Source organism: Rhizomicrobium electricum (genome assembly GCF_011762045.1).
Lineage (GTDB): Bacteria > Pseudomonadota > Alphaproteobacteria > Micropepsales > Micropepsaceae > Rhizomicrobium > Rhizomicrobium electricum.
This window is the reverse complement of the sequence record NZ_JAASQS010000011.1, coordinates 103,623-124,067: the sequence shown is the minus strand read 5'-3', so window position 1 is coordinate 124,067 and position 20,445 is coordinate 103,623. Positions and strand designations below refer to the sequence as shown.

Sequence of the window (20,445 nt, the reverse complement as noted above, 5' to 3'; positions counted from 1 at the left end):
GCGCTGCGTTCACTCTGGATTTTCCCCCGTCTGCTCGCCCTCGTCCCGTCCGCCATCACCGCCTCCGAAGGTGAAGACGAGACCTGCATACAGCATGCGTCCGCTCTGGTGGCGAACTGCGATCTCGGATACGGCTCCGCTGTCCAACACCGTTTTGTCCTTGTGAGAATCGAACAAGTTCATAGCGGTTACGACCCCGGCCAGCGTATCCGAGAACGCGTGCCGGTAGCCGGCGTTGGCGGTAAAATTTGGCAGCCTGTAGCCTTGTGCCGTCAGCCGCCGCGCCGTGTAGTTGCCGCTGAGCTGGAACTGATCATCGGGTGTGATTTTGTATTCGAGCGACAACTTTCCGCTCCATGCGAGGCCTGAACGCGCCTTTCCAAGCGCCAACGCGCCCGGATCGATTTCGTTGTAATAGCCCGTAGTGCTGAAGCGGACACCGAGATCCTTGACGATATCGCCGTTGACGGTGAATTCGAGACCGGCATTAATGGCCCTGGCGAGATTCTCCCTGGTTGTGAGCACCACCGTATCGCTGATGTAGCGGCTCACATCGGTAAAGCCGTTGCGAGTGCGGCGGAAATATCCGGTCAACAGTGTGTCGAACATGTCGTTCGTGTATTTGTATCCGGCCTCGATCACGTCGGTCTGTTCAGGCTTCAGGTACGGATTGCCCGCCGACACGTTGAAGGCATCGTGGTACTCGTAGGACGGATTGATGTCTTCGTCGTCCGGCCGGTTGATGCGGCGGCTATAATTCAGCCGGAGCTGCCGTTTTTCCCCGAGATCATAGGTCAGATGCAGCGAGGGATACAGATCGAGATAGGAATTCTCGATCCGCGATCCCAATGTGCGCTGATCGGCGGTGACCGTGGTGTTTTCCAGGCGAAGGCCGGCCAGAACGCTGAGCGGGCCGAATTTCCGGTCGTAGGTCGCGTAGGCCGCATGGATCGTCATGTCGACGACGAAGCGGTTCGTGTAGTCGGTGTCGACGGTCCAAACCGATCCATCGAAATAGCGGCCGAAATTGGAATAGTCGTTCAGTTCGTCCTGATAATTGTATCCTGCCTTCAGCAAACTACCGTCGACGAACGGCAGAATGTAATCGGCCCGCGCTTCCGTTTCGATCTCGCTCGATCGCGTTTGCAGGAAATCCTGCGTAGTGGCGGAAAGGGGGGCCAGATTGGTGTAGGTGTCCCGCGAATTGTCCCAGTCGAAGCCGCGCTGCAATTCGAACCGGAGTTCCTCGCCCTTGCGCGCAAAGGTGTGGGTATATTCCAGAGAAACTTCGAGATTGTCGCGTTTGCGCAGGCCCTCGCCAAGACGTTCGCTGCCGAATGTGTAGGATCCGCTCTGCACCCGGTTGAACTCGCGACGGTCGATGCGGCCCGTACTGAAGCGGGAGAACAAAGTCGCCGCCAGCGTGTTACGCGCGTCGAATTCGGCTTCCGCGCCGAGCCGCAACTGGAGACCTTGGCGGAAATTCTTGGCCTTTGTCGTCTGCGATTGGTCGCTCCCGCGTTGCGTGTCGCCGGTGCGATAGCGGACATCCCGGCGGTAGGAGATATTTCCCGTCGCAGTGTAGCGGCCGAATTTGGTACTGCCCGATGCCGACGTGTTGAAGCGGCCGTCGTTTCCGACGTTGAGCCTGACCATCGCAGCCTCGTCGGCATCGGCGTTCTTCTTCATGACGATATTAATGACGCCGCCGGAGCCCTCGGCCTTGAATTCGGCCGACGGATTGGTGATGACTTCGATCTTCTCGATGTGATCGGCCGGAATCTGCTCCAGCGCCTCGCCCAGGCTCCCGGCCAGCATGGCCGAACGCTTGCCGTCGATCAGGACCGTCACATTGCGGTCGCCGCGCAGACTGATATTGCCCTCCACGTCCACCTCGACCGACGGCAGATTCCGGAGAACGTCGCTGACCGACCCGGTCGCGCTCTGCAGATCGCTCTGGATCGTATAGACCTGCCGATCCGCAAGGTTCTGCACGGCCGGCCGCTGCCCGCTGACTTGCACCCGCTCGGTAGCGGACTGCTGCGCCGATGCGCCCGCCGCCAAAATAGCCGCCGCAGCCGTCCCGCACAGAAACTTGAACCGAGAACGCATCGAACCACCTGCAGTAGATTTTCTGCGGAATAAGGCCACATCCAAGATGATCCCAGCGTGACCGCGGACGATGCGCGATGCCGATCCGTGCGGCGAAACCGCACAGACCATGCGCTCGGCATTGCAGTGGCGCGATCATCGTCCCGTCATCTGGATCGTGCGCATCCTGTGCCGGGAGAGACAGATCATGCGTTTGCTGGTGGTCGAGGATTCACAGCGCCTGCGGCGATGGGTTTCGCGCGGCCTCCGCAACAAGGGGTTTTCCGTCGACGAAGCTCCTGACGGCGAACTCGGATTGCAACTGGCGACCGACAACGATTACGACGTCATCGTTCTCGATCTCATGCTGCCCGACATCGGCGGCCTCACCCTGCTTCAGTCCTTGCGGCGCGCCGGACAGGCGGTCCATGTGCTGATCCTAACGGCCAAGGATACGGTGGAAGACCGAGTGCGCGGGCTCAACACAGGTGCCGACGATTACCTCGTCAAGCCGTTTGCCTTCGACGAACTGGTGGCGCGCGTGCAAGCCCTGGTCCGCCGCCGCTATAACGTCAAAGACCCCCGCATCCAGATCGCCGATATCGAAATCGATACCGCATTGCGGGTCGCGCGCCGAAGCGGGGAGACAATTTCATTGCGGCCGCGCGAATACGCGCTACTGGAGTATCTGGCATTGCACCGGGGCCAAGTCGTGTCCCGCTCTGAAATCGAGGAGCATATCTACGACGAGCGCGTGCAGCCCATGAGCAATGTGGTCGACAACGCGATCTGTGCACTGCGGCGGAAGATCGATGTCCCCAGCGCGCCTTCTCTGATCGAAACGCGCCGCGGCATGGGATATGTCTTTGAGGGCGACCAATGACATCGATCCAGGGCCGCCTCACCTTCCGCCTGCTCGTTTGCGTGCTGACGATCAGCATGGCCGGAAGCTTGGCAGTCTACCTGATTTTTCGTTCCAGCATGATCCGGCAATTCGACGACGGGCTCAGGACGGAAGCCAACTCCATCGCCACGCTGTTCGTGCGCGATGGTGACGGCCATTATGAGTTTCGCAACATGCCCGACATCGAGACCATGTTCCGGCACGGCAACGACGCCGACGTCTACTGCATCCGACGTATGGACGGCACTCTTGTCGTCAAATCCTCTTCTCTCGGAAACCGGCGGTGTCCGGGGATCTCGCGTCCGGCCGGCTTCGAAGGATTTGCCCAAGTGAACGTGGAAGGTGAACGCCACCACGACGGCGCCTGGCGAGCCATTTTTCTCACATTCATTCCTCCCAGCGAAGTCGGCGTTGCCAAGGAACGATTTCAGATCGTCCTTGCTGCAGAGGGCGAAGAGATCAGTCACCTGCTGGAACGGCTGCTGTGGGCGCTCGCCTTGGTTGCCGGCTTTGGCGGCACCGCTACCGCTTTTCTCGTGATTTGGACGGTGCGCAAAGACCTGTCGCCCCTGCGCGCCCTAGCCGAACAGGCCAGCACGATCAATTCCGACAATCTCCAGCAGCGCTTTGCGCTCTGCGGTGCGCCGCGCGAACTCGATCCCATTCATCGCGCCCTCAACGGCCTGCTCGACCGGATGGAGACGGCGCTCAAGCGGGAACAGCGGTTCAATGCCGACGTGGCGCATGAATTGCGCACTCCGGTCGCCGAACTTCGCTCGCTTTCAGAAGTCGCGCTATCCGGACACGAGAGCGAGGAGACACTGCTCGAAGCGTTGCGCGACGCCCGCGACATCGGCGTGCAACTCGACAACACGATCTCGGCGTTGCTGGCGCTCCGCCGCTGCGAACCGAGAATCCTGAGCAGCGTCGATCTAGTGCCGGCGCTGCGGGAAGCCTGGCACCGCGTCGAGGCCACCGCCGTCGAACGCAACCTTGCGATGACGTGGCAGATCCCGGACCAAGCGCATGCCGTCAGCGATCCGGTCATGCTGCTCGCCGTTCTGCAAAACCTGTTCGAGAATGCGACGGCTTACACGCAGCACGGCGGAGAAATCGCCTGTACAGTTCGCGGTGTCGCCGCGCGGACCGTCATCGCGATCCGTAACCGGCCGCATGGCCTCAACCGGGATGATGTTGCGCATTTGTTCGAGCCGTTCTGGCGAAAGGAAACCGCCCGCACCGATGGGGCGCATGTGGGTTTGGGGCTGGCACTCGCCGAAGCCTATTGCCGGGCCTGCGGCGCCACTTTGCACGCGACGCTTCTCGATGATGGTTGGCTTGAAGTTGCGATATCCATGCCATCACGCCCGGGGTAACAGGAGCGCAATCCGTCTCGCGCGATCGCTTCGGGCGAGTTTGCCGTTCACGGTTTGATTCCAGTATCATCGGCCCGTGTCAGATAGGCCTCCAGCATCGTCACTAGCTCGACGACGAAGTCGTCCTTGGCGATCGTCTGGTTCTCAGGATGCGCGGCATACCCGCGCGTGAGGCTCTCCACCGTATGCATGACGAAATAGGCGGCGCGGTCAGGCGTCCGACGGCGGACTTCGGGAAAGAGCCGCAACAGGCCGGCCACGGCATTGATAGCCTCACGCTCGGCCGCGAGCAGAACCTGGTGCAGCCTTTCGGGTAGTTTGGTTTCCTTGGGTCTCTAGCTCGCCTTCCCGTAGGTATCTTGCCACGATCTGCCTGCCCCTCAGCTTCCGTAGCCCAAGCGCGTACATCTTCCCGATGCAAGAAGGTCTCGCTGACGCTATGACCTTTCCGGCGCACTTGGGCGCGCCATGAGCCAGAAGGAAGTTTCGTGATCGACGCCATTCGAGGTAGGTTTCCGTGCGCAAAATCTGCTCAGTGCGGTGGCAAAACCGGGGATAAATGGGCGTATTTTGGGATACAAAAGAGTGTGAACGTCGCCCTACAAGTCTTTGGAAAAAGATCGTAATAATGCATATAAATCAATCACATAGATTTTGTATTGCACCCATGATGGAGTGGACGGACCGGCATTGCCGGATGTTCCATCGCCTGCTCTCGCGCCGGGCCCGGCTTTATACCGAAATGGTGACGGCCCAAGCGGCGATCCGGGGGGATCGGGAGAAGCTGCTCGGGTTCAACCCGGCCGAACATCCCGTCGCGCTGCAGCTCGGCGGATCGGAACCAGCGCTGCTGGCCGAGGCGGCCCGGATCGGCGCCGATTTCGGATATGACGAGATCAATCTCAATGTCGGCTGCCCGTCGGACCGCGTGCAGTCGGGCAAGTTCGGCGCCTGCCTGATGCTGGAACCCGAGTTGGTGGCGGACTGCGTTGCGGCGATGCGGGCGAAAGCGAGTGTGCCGGTGACGGTCAAATGCCGCATCGGCGTCGACGATCAGGACCCGCAAGTGGCGCTGCGGACGATGATCGCGCAGTGCAAAGCGGCGGGGGCGACGATCTTCGTGGTGCATGCCCGCAAGGCGCTGCTGCAAGGCCTTTCGCCCAAGGATAACCGCACGGTGCCGCCGCTCGATTACGACCTCGTCTATGCGGTCAAGCGCGAGAACCCCGAACTCACCATCGTGCTCAACGGCGGCGTTGCCGATCTCGACACGGCGGAGGAATGCCTGCAGCACGTCGACGGCGTCATGCTGGGACGGGCGGCGTATCAATCGCCGGCGCTTCTGGCCGAGGTCGATGCGCGCCTCTACGGCGAGGCACCGCGCGAGGTCGATGCGGCGGTGGAAGCGTTCGTGGAATATGTGGCGAGGAAGCGCCAGGAGGGCGTGCCGCTCAATGCCATGACCCGGCATATTCTCGGCGTGTTCCATGGCCGCCACGGCGCGCGACAGTTCCGGCGTTATCTCTCCGAAAACGCGACCCGCCACGAAGCCGGAGTCGAGGTGCTGCGCGAAGCGATCGCGCGGGTCGGCGCGCAGGCCTTGGAAACCGAAACCGCTACGGCTTGAAGTCGTCGGGATACTCGCAGCAGCTGACCATCACCACGATATCGCCGCCGGCGACGCATTCGAGATACTGATGGCCCGGATGGGCGGGCGAGCAATGCATCAGCTTTTCGACCTGCTCCTGGAACCAGCACCAGGTTTCCGTATCGACCCGCCAATGGAACAGGTCGGGCTCGACCGGATCGCGCTCGATGCCTTCCGCTTCGCCGACGGTTTCGAACTGCACCGACGTGCCGTCGACCGGCTGGCAGCCGGGAATATCGGTGAAGAGTTGCGGGCCCTCGCCGGCCGCGACCTGCGCCAGCGCCTCGTAAAACCGCGCCATGGCTTCGGGACCGCCCCACACCAGTAGCTTGGGGCCGTTGTTCAAATCGTGGAAATACCCGTAGCGCAGCATGGCGGGTCCATCGGTTGACGGGCGGTGGCGGCAAAGCCTATCACGGCCGGGGGAAAGGGCGAACATGCGCGCATCCGAGATCGCCATCCGGGGTTTCCGCGAGGCCAGCGGGAGTCTGCGCCGCTTCCTGACCGCACCGGGCGCCGAAGGCACGCTGAACCGCGGCTTTGCGATCCTCGCCGCCGTGACGGCGGTGACGGCATGGTTCAGCGAGACCTTTTTCTTCCCCGACGAACATTTCCAGATCCTGGAATACATGGCGATGAAGCTGGGCCTCACCAGCCCCGCCGATCTGCCGTGGGAATTCGGAGCGCAGGCGCGGCCGTTCACCCAGGCGTTTCTTTATTATCTGATCGCCGTGCCGCTCAGGGCGCTGGGTCTCACCGACCTGTTCGACCTGATGGCGGTCCTGCGGCTGGTGACGGGCATCGTCTCGCTGACGGCCCTGTTCGCCTTCACCAAACAATTTTCGCAGCAGCTCGAACGCGACGACGAGAAGCGCGCCTTCGCCCGCATGCTGCCGTTCATGGGATTCCTGCCGTATCTGTTCGTACGGACCGCGTCCGAAACCGCCTCTTGCGCTTTCTTCACCCTGGCGCTGGTACTGGCGTTGCGCGGCGGCGGACGGCGGATGCTGGCGGCGGGGCTGCTGGCCGGATTGGCGTTCGAATGCCGCTACCAGTCGGCATTCCTGACCCTCGGCTTGATGGCGTGGCTGGTGGTGATCGCGCGGCAAGGCTGGCGACCGATGCTGATCTTCATCGCCGGCGGACTGGCGGCCGTGATCGCAGCGCTGTTCATCGACCGCTGGGGCTACGGCGTCTGGTGCTTCCCGCCGTGGAATTATTTCGACGTCAATCTGATCCAGGGCGTAGCGTCGAAGACGTTCGGATCGTCGCCCTTCTTCGCCTACTTCTATCTCGAGCCCGGCACCATCTTCGCACCGATCACCGTCGTGCTGTTGATCGCGGGCGTGGTCGCTGCGATCCGGGCGCCGCGCCATGTCGTGACCTGGGCGACGGTGCCGTTCTTCCTGGTGCACTGCTTCATGGCGCACAAGGAAGAGCGCTTCCTGTTCCCGCTGGCGATCCTCGCCACGGCGTGGCCGGTGCTGGCGTTCTCGGGAACCAAGGTGTGGCGCTGGCGTACATCCTGGGCCGCCAAGGCGGTGGGCTGGAGCGCGGTGGCGGCGATGCTGTTCCTCGCCGTCTATCCGTTCGGCATCCGGCCGCACATGAAGATGGCGAAGTATCTCTACCGCACGTTTCCGGCGGGACTTCACGCCTACAGCTTCGACGCCGAGCGGTTCGATTCCTATCCGATGGTGCAGCCGAAGCCGTACCGGGTCGACATCCTGTTCGATATCCAGGATCTGCAAACGGCGCTCGCTAAAGGACCGGTGTATCTGTTCTCGAACACGCCGACGCTGCCGGTGGCGCTGCCGCCCGGCGTCGGGGCGCGGCTGCAATATTCCGAATTCGTCCTGGCACGGAGCAATGCCGCCGCCGCGACCAGGATCATGTGCGCCGCCGCCGATCTGAAACGCGAAGGCCCGATCCACCCGCCGAAACTCACATTTCTGACGCTGTTCCGGGTCGAACGCGGCATCGCCAACGACGCGGCGCCCTCGCCCTGCATTCCGCGCTGGTCACGGCGGTAATCCATATACCAAAGGCGGAATCGAAAAATTCCGCCTTCAGCCTCAAGCCCGCCGCCGCCTCCGGAGGCCGTTTTCAGGCGGCGATCGACAGGCGCATTGGTCTCATTCTGCGGAGTGCTCACCAAGACCTACCGCCTTGCGATGCGGCCGATGCCGCCATAGCGGTCTTACTCGGGCTTAAGCATCCTCGCGGGGGATTTGTCTCTTGCAGCGCGTGCGGGCGCGATACTCCTGTATTTGCGCAGATAGTTTAGGCCACGCGACGGATCGGAAAACTGTTTCACATTTTTCCGGTCGCGCTTATCGGCCGAAGATCGTCCTCCATTGTCAAACACCGCATTCCGATGTGGGTATGCGGTGCCAACAATTCAAGACGTGAGGAAAACTATTTTTCTGCACCTAGTTGCGCGACGCAGCCGCAATAATTTCCGCAAGATGGACGAATGAAACGCGTCACAATGATGAACGGAATTGATTCACGCGGAGACGCGGAGGAAGTGCGCTGTCGTTTCTGGATCGCACCATTCTTTTCTGCCCCACGCGGGCGCGACGGATTTCGCGTTGGCACTCAGAACGCGGGGGGAAGTGCTGAGCGTAGCGAAGCGAAGGGGGGATTACTGCGGGCATCACTCTCTCGCGCAAAATCACCCCCCTTCGTCATCCTGCGCCTACGCGCAGGCTGACACTTCCCCCACGGTCCTAGTGCCGGTGTGAAAAACCTTGCGCCCGTGGAGGGCAGAAAAGGGGACGTCGCAGAAAGAAGAAGCGCCTACACCCCTTTGAACCAGCCGCCCTGTTTGCCCCAGGCGAGGAAGAGGTCGGCGTTTTGGGCGCCGATGGGGTTCTCGCCGGTGAGGCCGTAGCCGTGCGGGCCGTTTTCGAAGGCGTGCAATTCGACCGGGACGTTTGCCGCCATCAGCGCCTTGTACATCGCCAGTCCGTTCGGGCCCGGCGGCACCAGCGTGTCGTTCTGGCCGAACGTGACATAACTCGGCACCGTCGCCGGCGTGACCCGCTGATCGCAGGAATAGGCGGCGATCCGCGCCGGGCTTTGGTCGGCGCCGAGCAGACAGTTGCGGGAATCGGCGTGCGTGCCGGGTCCGAGCGTGATGACGGGATAGACCAGGCCGGCAAACGCAGGCTTCGGATCGATCCGATCGGCGGCATCGATGGGCGTATAGACCTGTTCGGCATAACGCGTCGCCAGCGTCGCCGCCATGTGGCCGCCGGCGGAGAATCCGACGACACCGAGGCGCGCCGGATCGATCGCATAATCTTTGGCATTGGCGCGGATGAGGCGCATGGCACGCTGCATATCCTGCAGCGGAACGTTGGCGCTGTCGGCCCAGCCTTCGGCGGGCAAACGGTATTGCAGCACGAACGCGGTGATGCCGGCCTTATTGAGCCGCCGCGCGGTCTCGAAGCCTTCGTGATCGACCACGATGACGGTGTAGCCGCCACCGGGGATCACCAGCGCCGCCGAGCCATCGGGCCGCTCCGGACGGCAGACCCACAGATGCGGCACGGCGACATGGCGCAGCAGACGTTCGTGACGGCCGGGATCTTTCGACATGTCATCGGATTGGTAGGTCAGCGACACGCCCTGCCCGCCCGGCGGCGTGCCCGGCCACAGACGGATGATTTCGGACGGATCGGCGGAGCGCGGCAGGCTCGTGAACGGCGCGGGCTTGGAGAGACGGTCCATCACGCAATCTCCCCGCGGAACCATTTGTGGGCGACGCCCCATTTGAGGAACAGATCGGGCCATGCGGCCCCCGGCTTGCCCGCGGCCCACCGAATGCCGAAACCATGACCGCCGACCGCGAAGGCATGCATCTCGACCGGCACCTTGGCCGTGAACAGCGCTTCATAAAAAGCAACGCCATTGGCCATCGGCGGCACCGCTTTGTCGTCTCCCGCCAACGCGATGAAGCTCGGCGGCGTGGCGGCGTTGACATGCCGCTCGCAGGAATACTTGGCCACCGCGTCCGGCGAGGGATCGGGGCCGAGCAGCTTTTCGCGCGACCCCAAATGGGATTTCTCGCTCATGGTGATGACGGGATAGAGCAGACCGACAAACGCCGGACGAGCCTCGAGATCATCGGCGGTATCGACCGGCGCATACACTTTATCGGCGTAACGGGTGGCGAGCGAAGCCACCACATGGCCGCCGGCGGAGAACCCAAGCACGCCGACGCGCGCCGGATCGAGGCCGTAATGGCCGGCATAGGCGCGAACCAGGCGCACGGCGCGCTGAATATCCTGCAGCGGCACATCGGAGCGATTGGCCCAGCCGTCGCCCGGCAAACGATAATAGAGAACGAACACCGTGATGCCGGCGGCACTGAAACGGCGCGCGGATTCGAACGCCTCGGTGTCGATCACATTGCGGATATAGCCGCCGCCCGGCGCCAGCACGATGGCGGACCCATCGGGGCGGGCGGGACGGAACACGGTGAGGATCGGCTTGCCGACATTGTCGGCATAACGATCGCGCCGGACATTCAGCTCGGTCGAGCGTTCGACGATGCGGGTGGTGAGATGCACGGCCTCGCCGCCCGGCGGTGTGGCGGGCCACAGCGGAATGATCTCGGCCGGATCGGCCGTGAGCGAGCCGTCGGACGCCGCGGTCCCGGCGCGCGCAGCCATCGTGGCCAAGGCGGCCGCTCCCAATCCCAGAACCGTCCGTCGCTTCATGACCGCCTCCGCCGCTTCCCCGCAACGGTGTAGCGCCAAGATCACGGCCGCTCAAGCAATTGGGAGTTGGGCAATTTAAGTGCAGGAAGCGGCTCAGCGGGCGATTTTCGGCGCGACCAGCCCTTGCGTCTTGTTGCCGACCGGCTTGCCGTTCTTCTGATCTTCCGCGTGCTGATAGGCGCTGGCGCTGGTGCAGACATCCACCGCCGCCGAGCCGGACTTGCCCGAGGGAGCGTGCCAGTACCACAGGCTTGCGGGCTCCGGATCGAAATCGCCGGGCACCATCATGTTCCAGCACACGCCGGTGCGGCCGCTGTCGAGTTCGAGGAACACATACGCCGCCCATTGCTGACACGCCCGCCGGTCGCGGCTGTCCTGCTTGCAGACATGGACGGCAATCATATTGTCGTAAAGCTGGATGCGATCCTCGGTGCAGTGCGCGCCCCAGCAGGTCTTGAGCTGGCTGAACTGTTCGGCAGGAAGCGTCGCCGCCAGCGCCGTCTTGACGACCGGATCGTCCCAGAAGGTCTGACCGGCGGGCAGCGGTGCGGTGTTGGCGTACTTGGTGGGATAGAACCCTTCCCACTTCTGCACGGCGCTGTAGTTTTGCGCCAAGCCGGGGACGGTCAGCACGACCAAAGCGGCCGTTCTGCAACAGGCGCCGAAACCAGACATCTCAAACCCTCGCGAACAATTCCGCGTGACCCTAGCCGGTTTCGGGGGCCGAATTGTCCGAAAAACGTCGCAAACCGGGAAGGAATGGTAAGGCGATGTACAAGCGCATTCCGGTCGCACCCACTTGCGGGACGGTGCCGCCACACTTATCTCGCGAACATCCTGTTGAGGAGGCTGAAGTGACCATCCGATCATGCCGCGACGGCGAACAGGCCGAGATCTGCGCCATCATCAACGCGGCGGCGGAGAAATACCGCGGCGTGATTCCGCCCGACTGCTTCCACGACCCCTACATGACGCGCGACGCGCTGGCCGCCGACATCGCGCGCGGCGTCGTGTTCTCGGGATGGGAAGAACACGGCAAGCTCGCCGGCGTGATGGGACTGCAGATCGTGCGCGGCCAACCGCTGATTCGCCACGCTTATGTGCCGCCGGCGCTGCAAGGCAAAGGCATCGGCTCGGCGCTGCTCCAGTTCCTGATCGGACAATGCCCCGGCACCATTCTGGTCGGCACCTGGGCCGATGCGACGTGGGCGATCCGGTTCTACGAACGGCACGGCTTCAAGCTGACCGGACGTGACGAAACCGTACGGTTGCTGCACGAATTCTGGACCGTCTCGGACCGGCAGGTCGAAACCAGCGTGGTGCTGACGCGCCCTTGACAGTGACATTTTCGGATTTCGCGTCCCGGTGTCTCGCCAAGCCGGAAACGGCGGGGTAAGAGCGCCGCGCCAGACGGGGACGCCGAAATGATACGTGGTGCAACAATCGCCGCCTTGATGCTGACGAGCGCGCACGCGGCCAGCGAAGAAGTGCTGGTCACCGCCTCCAAACGCGGCCCCGACGCCAATCTGCCCGTCGCGCTCGACGTTGCGGATGCGGCCGGCCTCGCCTCGCGTAATGTCGCCAATCTGACGGATCTGTCGGGCACCATGGCGTCGGTGGCGATCGACGATCTCGGCACCGCACGCGGCATCGCCAACATCACCATCCGCGGCATCGGCGTGAATTCCTCGATTGCTTCGGTCGATCCCGCGGTCGGCGTGTTCCGCGACGGGCTCTATGTCGGCATGAATGCGGGCACGCTGACGGCACTGTTCGATGTCGCCGCGGTGGAAGTTCTGCGCGGGCCGCAGGGAACCCTCTACGGTCACAACGTGACCGGCGGCGCCGTTCTGATCCGCACGCGCCAGCCCGGCGACGCGTTCGAGGCCTATGGCACCGTGACGGTCGAATCCGGCCCCGATACGACCCTGAAAGCGGCGGTGTCCGGACCGATCGTGCCGTCGATCCTGTCGGGGCGCATCGCAGTGATGGCGGAACGCGACGACGGCTGGTTCACCAACCGCTACGACGGCTCGAAATTCGGCGCGGACTCGCGCTACGGCGTGCGTGCCAGCTTGCGTTTCACGCCGACACCGTCGTTCGAAGCCATCCTCCGGGCCGAGCACGGCCAGGACAACGGCGACGGCCCGGCGGGCCAGAACCACGCCGTGTTCGCGCGCGGCAGCTTCGATTTTTCCATCGACAATCGCGGCCGCGCCGCCACCGACTGGACCGAGGCCTCGCTCGATGCGACGTGGCGGATCGGCGGCGGCACGCTGACCGGGCTCGCGGGCTGGCGTTCGGTGACGGTGCCGTGGGCGGCCGATATCGATTCCACGCCGCACTTCGTCTTCCACACCCGCATCCTCAATATCGAACAGCAGCACAACGGCGAGCTGCGTTATGCCGGCGAATTCGGACCGGCGTCATTCGTCGTGGGTGCCTCCTATTTCGACGAATCCCTGACCTATATCGACGAGCGCAACTTCTCGCCGACGTTCCGGCGCACCGGCGGCGGGCAAGGCTATTTCCAGTCCTGGGCCGGATTCACCGATACGAACTGGCGCCTCGGCGACACGCTGGAACTCGATGCCGGACTGCGCTTCACCTACGAGCACAAGCATTCGCGCATTTCGCGGGTGCGCCGCGCCGCCGACGATCTCGACGGAGCGGTGGTGGTGCCGGGCGAAGGCGTCGAAGGCGGCAGCATCGATGCGAAGACGCTGGCGTTTTCGGATTCGCCGTTCCTGCAGTCGTGGACCGATCTGTCGCCGCGCCTCGGCGTGCAATGGACACCCGATCCCGACACCGACGTCTATGCCACCTGGTCGCGCGGATTTCGCAGCGGCGGCGCCAATTTCCGCACCTCCTCGCTCGGCCTGAAACCGCGCACCTACGAGCCGGAAACCGTCAGCACCTTCGAACTCGGCCTCAAGCGGCATTTCACGGGCGGGCAGCTTTCCGCCGCGCTGTTCCACAATCATGTCGGCAATATGCAGCGCGAAACCAATCTCGCCGATCCGATCGCGGGCGTGCAGCAACTGGTGCTGAATGCGGGAACCGCCGATCTCTACGGCGGCGAAGCCGAGGCGCGCGTCGATCTCACCGAGCGCCTCGCGGTGTCGGCGAATGCGGCCTACGTCAACGGCTCCTATGCCAAAGTGGTGGAGGACCTGAACGGCGATCTCGCCGTCAGCGATGCCGACCGGCGGATGCGCATTCCGCGGCTGGCGCCGGTCAGCGCCGGGATCGATGTCACCTATACGATGCCGCTGCTGGGCGGCGAACTCGCAAGCCGCGCCGGATACCGCCATCGCGACGGCTCCTACTACAACGACAGCAATCTCGGACGGCTGGCCGCGACCGATTTGTTCGATTTCCGGATCGCGTATACGCCGGCGTCAGGCGGCTTCGGCGCGGCACTCTACGGACGCAACCTCACCAATGTCGCGACCTGGGGCGGCGATACCACCCTGCCGGCCACAGCGGCGTTCGGCTATTCCGGCGGCGCGCGCCCGACCTTCTCGCCGCTCGCCAAAGGACGCAGTTTCGGCCTCGAACTGTCGTGGCGGAACTAGAGCGCTTTCAGGAGCCGATAGCGCCAGCGTATTCGGCGGGAACCGGTTTTCCGTCCGAAAGCGCGACAGCTAAAGTTTACTTGTTCCGGATCGACAGGCACACCAGCGTCTGGTTCATCAGGACGTGCGCCAGCTCGCCGAACACCACCGGGCCCGGCAAGGGATACGGCGACGGCGCCATCAGCCCGCCGAACGCATAATTGTGGAAGCAGTTGAACGCCAGCACCGGGTGCAGCGCGCGCTCCTTGATGGTGCGGATCAAGCGGTCGCGATAGCCGGTCACCGCATCGCCGAGCCGATAGACGCGGCCGCGCATCACGGGGGCGAAAAACTGCACCGAACGGGTTTCGGCATCGACGCCGCGCAGCGAGACGCAAATCGGCTCGCCGTTCATTTCCGTCACCAGCGGCTGGTGGACGCCGATCCGGTTGCGCACGGCGTATTCGTAGAGGTCCTCGCGCTTGCCGTTGATCTCGCATTCGCGCACCGAAAAACTCGGCGCATCGAACACGAAGGTATCGCCGGTGCCCGGCATGACCAGATTGACGATGTCGACCTTGGCTTCCTTGCTGAACGGCAGACGGGCCCGCATCACCACGATGCGGTCGTCGGCGACCTCGCCGGTGATGCCGTCGAACACCTTGGCCTTCGCCTTATCGCGCTGGTCGGCATGGACGCCCGACACCCATCCCATCAGCGGAATGTCGCGGATGCCCGGTATGTTCGCCGAGGTGAGACTGTAGATGCTGTGGACCTCGCTCATCGCCGGCATGATGACGAGGGTGAAGCCGAACCGCGGCGCATCCACCGAAATCGCCGGGATGTGTCCGATATCGACAAACTCGGTAGACGCGGCATCGGGCGGCACCGGCAGTTCGGTGACGAACACCTTGTCGCGCTCGACCATGCCGCCGTCGTGGGTCAGCATGTACGGCGTGGTGCCGCCGATCCAGTTGCCGCGCTTGAGCCGCCGCATCGCCTGCTCGTCGCCGGCGATATGGAGCACGCAGCCGCGGGCAATCAGGGCATTTGCCTCATCGGTCGTTAGTAATTCGTTCAAAGCGCGGCCTCCCATTGCCGCGGCACCCCCGGCTCGGCAAACAAGCGTGGGGACAAGTCAAACACCAAAATCCCTAACCGTCGCTTGCCATGCCGAAATTTTGAGCGTTCAACTGCTCTTTTTTTGGGAGGCGGCATGGAATTCTTCAGCGGCGGCAACGATCTGGGCACATTGGGGCTGGGTCTGCTGATGGCGGGGGCGGCGGCCGGACTGTTCAGCGGCGTGCTCGGACGCGGCGCCGGGTTGATCCTGGTCTCGGCTCTATTCCTGGTCGCACGCTCGGCCGGACTGACGCCCGAGCGGGCCATACCGCTGGCCATCGGAACTTCCTTCCTCTCGCTGCTGCCCCTGACCCTGAGCACCCTGGCGGCGCAGAAATTCGAACGGGCCGGAACGCGCGGCCTGTTGGGCACAATGGTCGCAGGCGTCGCAGCCGCAGCGGCGATCCTGGCGGCAGCCGGACCGGGCGCCTGGCAGATCGCGGTCTTCGCCGGAGCGGCGCTGCTCGCCGTGGTGCTGACCTTCGTGCGCTGGGACGAGCGCACCGGCCCCGGCCCGCGCGGCGTCGCCGGCGGCGCGACGGCGTTCGTCTGCGGACTCCTGCCGGCCCTGACCGGACTATCCGGCGCCGCGCTGACCACCCCCGCTCTGATGCAATGGGGCATGGCCCGCAAACAGGCTGCCGGTCTCGCCGCCGAAATCGCCGTGGTCATCACAGCCACCGGTGCCGTCGTTGCGCTCGCGAGCGGATGGAACGTGCACGGACTGCCGCAATATTCCTATGGCTATATCAACCTGCTCGCCTTCGGCGTCGTCGCGCCGGTGGCATTCGGCACCAACCTGATCGCCGCCCATTATGCCGACATGCTCGAGGCCAGGAAGCTGCGCGTGCTGTTCGCCGCGTTCGTGGTGTTCTCGGTGGTGCGGATGGTATGGAGCGTGGCGGGATGACCCTCAAGCCGGAGCCGGACGGCGCGCCAGCGGCGACAGCGTAAAGGCGGTCAATCCCATCAGCGCAACCACACCGGCGCCGGCAAACAGCATCCGAATGCCGATCACGTCGGCCAGCCAGCCGCCGGCGAGCATGGATATCAGCGCCGGGATGGCAGAGATCAACGTGTTGCAGCCGAGAATGCGGCCGCGGCAATCGGCCGGGATTACCCGGTCGCGCGCCACATGGACGGCGACCGCGGCGGCGTAGAGCGCAGCGTTCGCGCCGACCACGCAGGCGAGCGCCAGCGGATAGGACGCAATCACCCCGAGCGCACCGGTCAGGACGAAATTCGCCGCCATGCCGATCTTCATGACGGGATTGGGCGCAAAACTGTGGCCGAGAAACGATCCCAGAATGCAGCCCACGATGCTGCCGGCCGCCATCGCCGAGGTCATGATGCCGAAAGCGATACCGTCCTTGCCCAGCCCCTGCACGACATAGATTACCAGGAGACCGTTCTGGAATCCGAAACACAGGCGCCACACGCAGGACACCGACACCAACGCCATCAGATCGCCATCGCGCCAGATAGCCCTTATCCCTCGGCCGAGATCGGCAACGATGCCCGACAGAGCCGTCGCGGGACGGCGAACGTTCTCCAGCCGGAGCGACAGGGCCGCAGCGGCGGCGCCAACATAGACCACGGCGCATAGCGACAGCACGCCGGACGAGGACCATAGCGCCGCCGCTATGCCGCCGATCACCGGCGCCGCCAAACGCGCGGCATTCAGGAACACCAGCACCAGACCGTTGACATGCGGACGATAGCGCTCGCTCATCACCAGCGTCAGCACCGTGGAACGCAGGTTGAGGATAACCATCGCCAGCACCGAAACGGCGAACCACACCGCATAGAGGCCCGCGAGGGTCGCCTGCCCTGCCAACAGCGGCGTCAACAGAGCCGTGGCAAGGCAGGCGCCGCAGAACAATCGGTTGCGCCGGTAGCGGTCGGTCAGCGAGCCGTAAAAGGGCGAGAATACGCGCGGCAGGAACGAGACCGCCATGAACACCCCGACATCGGCCGCGTGCCCCGTCAATTCGTAGACCCGCACGGTCAGAACGAAAGCGAGGAATTCGTAGCCGAAGGCCGACAGCAGATAGGCGAGTGCGAACGAGGCCATGTTCGCCCGGACAACCGCGGTGTTCATGGAGAGACCGACTTGCAGCCGATTTCGATCACCGTCCCTTTGACCAGGGTGCCGTAGAGCGGGCACTGCCGCGACTGCTCGATAAGGTCGTCGCCTTGCGCCGCCGTCACGACAGCGCCGCGCACCTCGATGGCAAGAACGATGCGGGCGATCGAAAGTCCGTCCGCCACCAGTTCGGCGTCGGCTTTGACCGCGAACTTCGAGAACGCGATCTTCTTCTCGATCAGCCGGTCGCGGACATGATGAGAAACGCAGGCGCAGAGCCCCGCCAGCAAAGTCTCGATGGGATTGGCGCCGCTCTGCCCCATCACGAACTCGTAGCCGCGCGATGTTGCCCGGTACTGCTGCGAACCGTTGTTCTCGACGATAGCCGTGTACATGGGTGTGTTTCCCGTTTGGTTTCGGCCTCTGTCTAGGGGGAGCGGACGGCGCGCTGTAGACGCAAAGGGGCATTTTCCGCATGGCGACAGTCGGGCCGCGCCGAAACTGTACCCATGGGTTTGTGCGAAAACTGCATCTGTCATCCACCCAGATGCCGCGCTAGACTGCTGCCGCGATGGACCATGCCGGCAAAACCGATTCCGAGCCTCTGCTGTATGAGGAAATCGCCGAACGGATCGGGCGCCAGATCGAACAAGGCGCCTACCGTCCCGGCGAACGCATTCCATCGATCCGTACACTGAGCACAAATCTGCGCGTCAGCATCAATACCGTCATGGGCGCTTATGCGCGGCTGGAGAACGCCGGTCTGGTCGAAGCACGGCCGCAATCGGGCTATTACGTCCGCAGCCGCCCGCCCGAACCGGAAGCACGCCCTTACGACGACGAACTGGCGGCCAAGACGGTCGAGTTCGGCCCGCGGATCTGGCGTATCCGGCGCAATCTCGCCCGCCCGTGTCCGGTGCAGCTCAGCGGCGGCGCGCCCAATCCCGCGCTGCTGCCGATCGCCAAACTCAACCGGATCATGGCCGCCCAGATGCGGCTGTTTCCGCACGAAAGCGTTTCCTATTCGCCGCCCGCCGGTTTCGAGCGGCTGCGGACGCAGATCGCGCGGCGGTCGCCGGAAAGCGGCTGCACCTTTTCGCCCAAAGACATCATCGTGACCTCGGGCGGCGTCGAAGGCGTCACCCTGGCGCTGCAAGCCACCTGCCGCGCCGGCGACACCGTGGCGATCGGCTCGCCGGTCTATCACACCTATCTCGCGTCCATTCAGGGCATGGGGCTGAAGGTGCTGGAAATCCCGTCTTCGCCGCGCGACGGCCTCAACGTCGACGTGCTCGCCTATGCTTTGCGCCAGACGCCGGTGCGCGCCTGCCTGATCCTGGCCACCTTCAACAATCCGCTCGGCGGCGTGATGCCGGACAACCGCAAGCGCGCGCTGGTCGAGCTGTTGGCGCGCCACGACATTCCGCTGATCGAGGACGACGTCTACGGCGATCTCGGCTACGCGCCGCAACGGCCCTTCACCTGCAAGGCATTCGACAAAAAAGGCCTGGTGCTGCTGTGCTCGTCGTTTTCCAAGACGCTGGCGCCGGGCTATCGCGTCGGCTGGATCGTTCCCGGCCGCTTCCAGGCGAAGATCGAAGCCCTGAAAGCCTGCTTCAGCGTCGCCGCGCCGTCGCCGACGCAGCTTGCGCTCGCCGAGTTCCTCACCAACGGCGGCTACGACCGCCATCTGCGGACGCTGCGCAAAGCCTATGTGCGCCAAGTCGAACAGATGCGGGCCGCCATCGGCCGCCATTTCCCGAAAGGCACGCATGTCACGCGGCCCGAAGGCGGATCGGTGCTGTGGATCGAAATGCCGGCCGGCACCGACGGACTGGCGCTGCACGAACGGGCGCTGAAGGAAGGCATCGCGGTGGCCCCCGGCGCGATGTTCACACTCGGCGATCAATATCGCAACTGCATCCGGGTCAATGCCGCCTTCTGGTCGAACCGCGTCGAAGCGGCGATCGCCAGGCTGGGGAAACTGGCGAAGTAGGACACCCCCGCCCAGCCCGGAATGTGCTATAAGCGGTTCCGACGGGCGCGATGCGCTCGACGGGGGGCACTATGAAAATCATCGCGTGCGGTATTGCCGCTTTGGCGCTGACGGCGGCCGTCGCCATGCCGGCTTCGGCGCGTACCGAAGAGGAAATCTGGGATCGTTGCCTGCAATTGCAGAAGGTGGGGCCGCTCGAGCCGGAAGAAATCATCGAGGCCTGCCGCGCCGTGCTGCGCATGGACTACATTCCGCCCAATGTCCGCAACGATGCGTTCAACAATATGGGCGTGCAGTACATGCACCTCAATGAGTTGGACAAGGCGATCAGCATGTTCTCCGAGGCCTTGCGCAAGATAAAGGAACTGCCCGATCTGCGCGAAGTCCGGCAACTGGGCAACTACACCCGCCGCAACCGCGCCAAGGCCTATATCGCCGCCAAACGCTACGACGATGCGCTGAACGATTACGACCAGATGGCCTCGCTCGAACCGCTGCCGAAATACCAGGGCCAGCGCTGTCTGGCGCATGCGCTCTACGACGACGATTACGCCAGCGCCTTATCGGACTGCCAGAAAGCCATCGATGCCGACAAGTCCGCGGAGGACGCTTATGCCGGCTGGCTGACCATCGAATACCGGCAAGGCAAATTCGCCGACGTGAAATCCGACTGCGATCTGGTGAAGGAAAAGGCGTTCATCGGGATCACCGGCGCCTATGTCTGCCGCCTCGCAGAAGTCCGGCTCGGCAGCACGAAGGTCGACGCCGAAGATCTGCGGCAATCGCTCAACATAGTGGAACACGGCGACCGTTTCCGCGAACTCGGCATGGTGCCCTGAACTGCGAACCGCGTCCTGCAGCGCGAACGGTGTGGACCGCAAGTCCACACAGTCTGTGGCGTTGATCTTCGCCGTTCCTCCGGCAAAGCTTTGCCG

General features: G+C 63.8%; 18 protein-coding genes. 9 read left to right on the top strand and 9 right to left on the bottom strand.

The genetic code is table 11. From position 1 onward, the window contains the following. Window positions 1–9: 9 nt before the first annotated feature. On the bottom strand, window positions 10–2,112 hold the full coding sequence (locus FHS84_RS20065; RefSeq protein WP_166937321.1) for a TonB-dependent receptor domain-containing protein: 2,103 nt from the start codon (window positions 2,110–2,112) through the stop codon (window positions 10–12). 70 nt (window positions 2,113–2,182) lie between these two features. On the opposite strand from FHS84_RS20065, the gene FHS84_RS20060 reads away from it, so the two are divergent. Together FHS84_RS20060 and FHS84_RS20055 are read left to right on the top strand one after the other, a co-directional pair. Then, the gene (locus tag FHS84_RS20060; protein ID WP_243851239.1) at window positions 2,183–2,974 is read left to right on the top strand and encodes a response regulator transcription factor; all 792 of its coding nucleotides are present in this window, start codon (window positions 2,183–2,185) and stop codon (window positions 2,972–2,974) included. Next, a complete protein-coding gene (locus FHS84_RS20055) occupies window positions 2,971–4,371 on the top strand; it encodes an ATP-binding protein (RefSeq protein WP_166937320.1) in 1,401 nt (466 codons plus the stop codon). The genes FHS84_RS20060 and FHS84_RS20055 overlap by 4 nt, the downstream gene beginning before the upstream one ends. Before the next feature lie 47 nt (window positions 4,372–4,418). Here FHS84_RS20055 and FHS84_RS20050 read toward each other — a convergent pair whose 3' ends face one another. Beyond that, window positions 4,419–4,664, bottom strand: a complete 246-nt coding sequence (locus FHS84_RS20050) for a hypothetical protein (RefSeq protein ID WP_279589373.1) — start codon at window positions 4,662–4,664, stop codon at window positions 4,419–4,421. A 335-nt stretch (window positions 4,665–4,999) separates the two neighbouring features. On the opposite strand from FHS84_RS20050, the gene dusA reads away from it, so the two are divergent. After that, the gene (gene dusA / locus FHS84_RS20045) at window positions 5,000–5,998 is read left to right on the top strand and encodes a tRNA dihydrouridine(20/20a) synthase DusA (RefSeq protein ID WP_166937319.1); all 999 of its coding nucleotides are present in this window, start codon (window positions 5,000–5,002) and stop codon (window positions 5,996–5,998) included. Here dusA and FHS84_RS20040 read toward each other — a convergent pair. Then, on the bottom strand, window positions 5,988–6,392 hold the full coding sequence (locus FHS84_RS20040) for a hypothetical protein (protein WP_166937318.1): 405 nt from the start codon (window positions 6,390–6,392) through the stop codon (window positions 5,988–5,990). The genes dusA and FHS84_RS20040 overlap by 11 nt on opposite strands. Before the next feature lie 64 nt (window positions 6,393–6,456). Here FHS84_RS20040 and FHS84_RS20035 point away from each other — a divergent pair, with 64 nt between their 5' ends. Continuing rightward, window positions 6,457–8,052 carry a glycosyltransferase family protein gene (locus FHS84_RS20035; protein ID WP_166937317.1) on the top strand — a complete coding sequence of 532 codons (1,596 nt, stop codon included), beginning with the start codon at window positions 6,457–6,459 and terminating at the stop codon, window positions 8,050–8,052. Between the two features lie 769 nt (window positions 8,053–8,821). Here the strand turns inward: FHS84_RS20035 and FHS84_RS20030 are convergent. The 3 genes from FHS84_RS20030 to FHS84_RS20020 form a co-directional block, all read right to left on the bottom strand. Beyond that, entirely contained in the window at window positions 8,822–9,757 is a 936-nt protein-coding gene (locus FHS84_RS20030; RefSeq protein WP_166937316.1) for an alpha/beta hydrolase, read from the bottom strand. After that, window positions 9,757–10,749: an alpha/beta hydrolase gene (locus FHS84_RS20025; protein ID WP_208393994.1), complete on the bottom strand. Its 993-nt coding sequence runs from the start codon at window positions 10,747–10,749 to the stop codon at window positions 9,757–9,759. The genes FHS84_RS20030 and FHS84_RS20025 overlap by 1 nt, the downstream gene beginning before the upstream one ends. Before the next feature lie 93 nt (window positions 10,750–10,842). After that, the gene (locus tag FHS84_RS20020) at window positions 10,843–11,424 is read right to left on the bottom strand and encodes a hypothetical protein (RefSeq protein WP_166937315.1); all 582 of its coding nucleotides are present in this window, start codon (window positions 11,422–11,424) and stop codon (window positions 10,843–10,845) included. Window positions 11,425–11,603: 179 nt separating this feature from the next. On the opposite strand from FHS84_RS20020, the gene FHS84_RS20015 reads away from it, so the two are divergent. Together FHS84_RS20015 and FHS84_RS20010 are read left to right on the top strand one after the other, a co-directional pair. Continuing rightward, the gene (locus FHS84_RS20015; RefSeq protein WP_208393993.1) at window positions 11,604–12,086 is read left to right on the top strand and encodes a GNAT family N-acetyltransferase; all 483 of its coding nucleotides are present in this window, start codon (window positions 11,604–11,606) and stop codon (window positions 12,084–12,086) included. Window positions 12,087–12,173: 87 nt separating this feature from the next. Beyond that, on the top strand, window positions 12,174–14,327 hold the full coding sequence (locus tag FHS84_RS20010; protein WP_166937313.1) for a TonB-dependent receptor: 2,154 nt from the start codon (window positions 12,174–12,176) through the stop codon (window positions 14,325–14,327). A 76-nt stretch (window positions 14,328–14,403) separates the two neighbouring features. On the opposite strand, the gene FHS84_RS20005 is transcribed toward FHS84_RS20010, so the two are convergent. Next, window positions 14,404–15,387, bottom strand: coding sequence for a DUF6976 family protein (locus tag FHS84_RS20005; RefSeq protein ID WP_166937312.1), 984 nt, complete (start codon window positions 15,385–15,387; stop codon window positions 14,404–14,406). A gap of 135 nt (window positions 15,388–15,522) precedes the next feature. Here FHS84_RS20005 and FHS84_RS20000 point away from each other — a divergent pair, with 135 nt between their 5' ends. Further along, window positions 15,523–16,338, top strand: a complete 816-nt coding sequence (locus FHS84_RS20000) for a TSUP family transporter (protein ID WP_166937311.1) — start codon at window positions 15,523–15,525, stop codon at window positions 16,336–16,338. A 3-nt stretch (window positions 16,339–16,341) separates the two neighbouring features. On the opposite strand, the gene FHS84_RS19995 is transcribed toward FHS84_RS20000, so the two are convergent. Both FHS84_RS19995 and FHS84_RS19990 read right to left on the bottom strand, forming a co-directional pair. After that, entirely contained in the window at window positions 16,342–17,529 is a 1,188-nt protein-coding gene (locus FHS84_RS19995) for an MFS transporter (RefSeq protein WP_166937310.1), read from the bottom strand. Beyond that, a complete protein-coding gene (locus FHS84_RS19990) occupies window positions 17,526–17,909 on the bottom strand; it encodes an OsmC family protein (protein ID WP_166937309.1) in 384 nt (127 codons plus the stop codon). Before FHS84_RS19990 ends, FHS84_RS19995 begins: the two co-directional genes overlap by 4 nt. 176 nt (window positions 17,910–18,085) lie before the next feature. On the opposite strand from FHS84_RS19990, the gene FHS84_RS19985 reads away from it, so the two are divergent. Together FHS84_RS19985 and FHS84_RS19980 are read left to right on the top strand one after the other, a co-directional pair. Beyond that, window positions 18,086–19,510 (top strand): aminotransferase-like domain-containing protein, encoded by a 1,425-nt coding sequence (locus tag FHS84_RS19985; protein WP_166937308.1) that lies wholly within the window; start codon window positions 18,086–18,088, stop codon window positions 19,508–19,510. Between the two features lie 71 nt (window positions 19,511–19,581). Continuing rightward, a complete protein-coding gene (locus tag FHS84_RS19980) occupies window positions 19,582–20,349 on the top strand; it encodes a tetratricopeptide repeat protein (protein WP_166937307.1) in 768 nt (255 codons plus the stop codon). Window positions 20,350–20,445 lie beyond the last annotated feature (96 nt).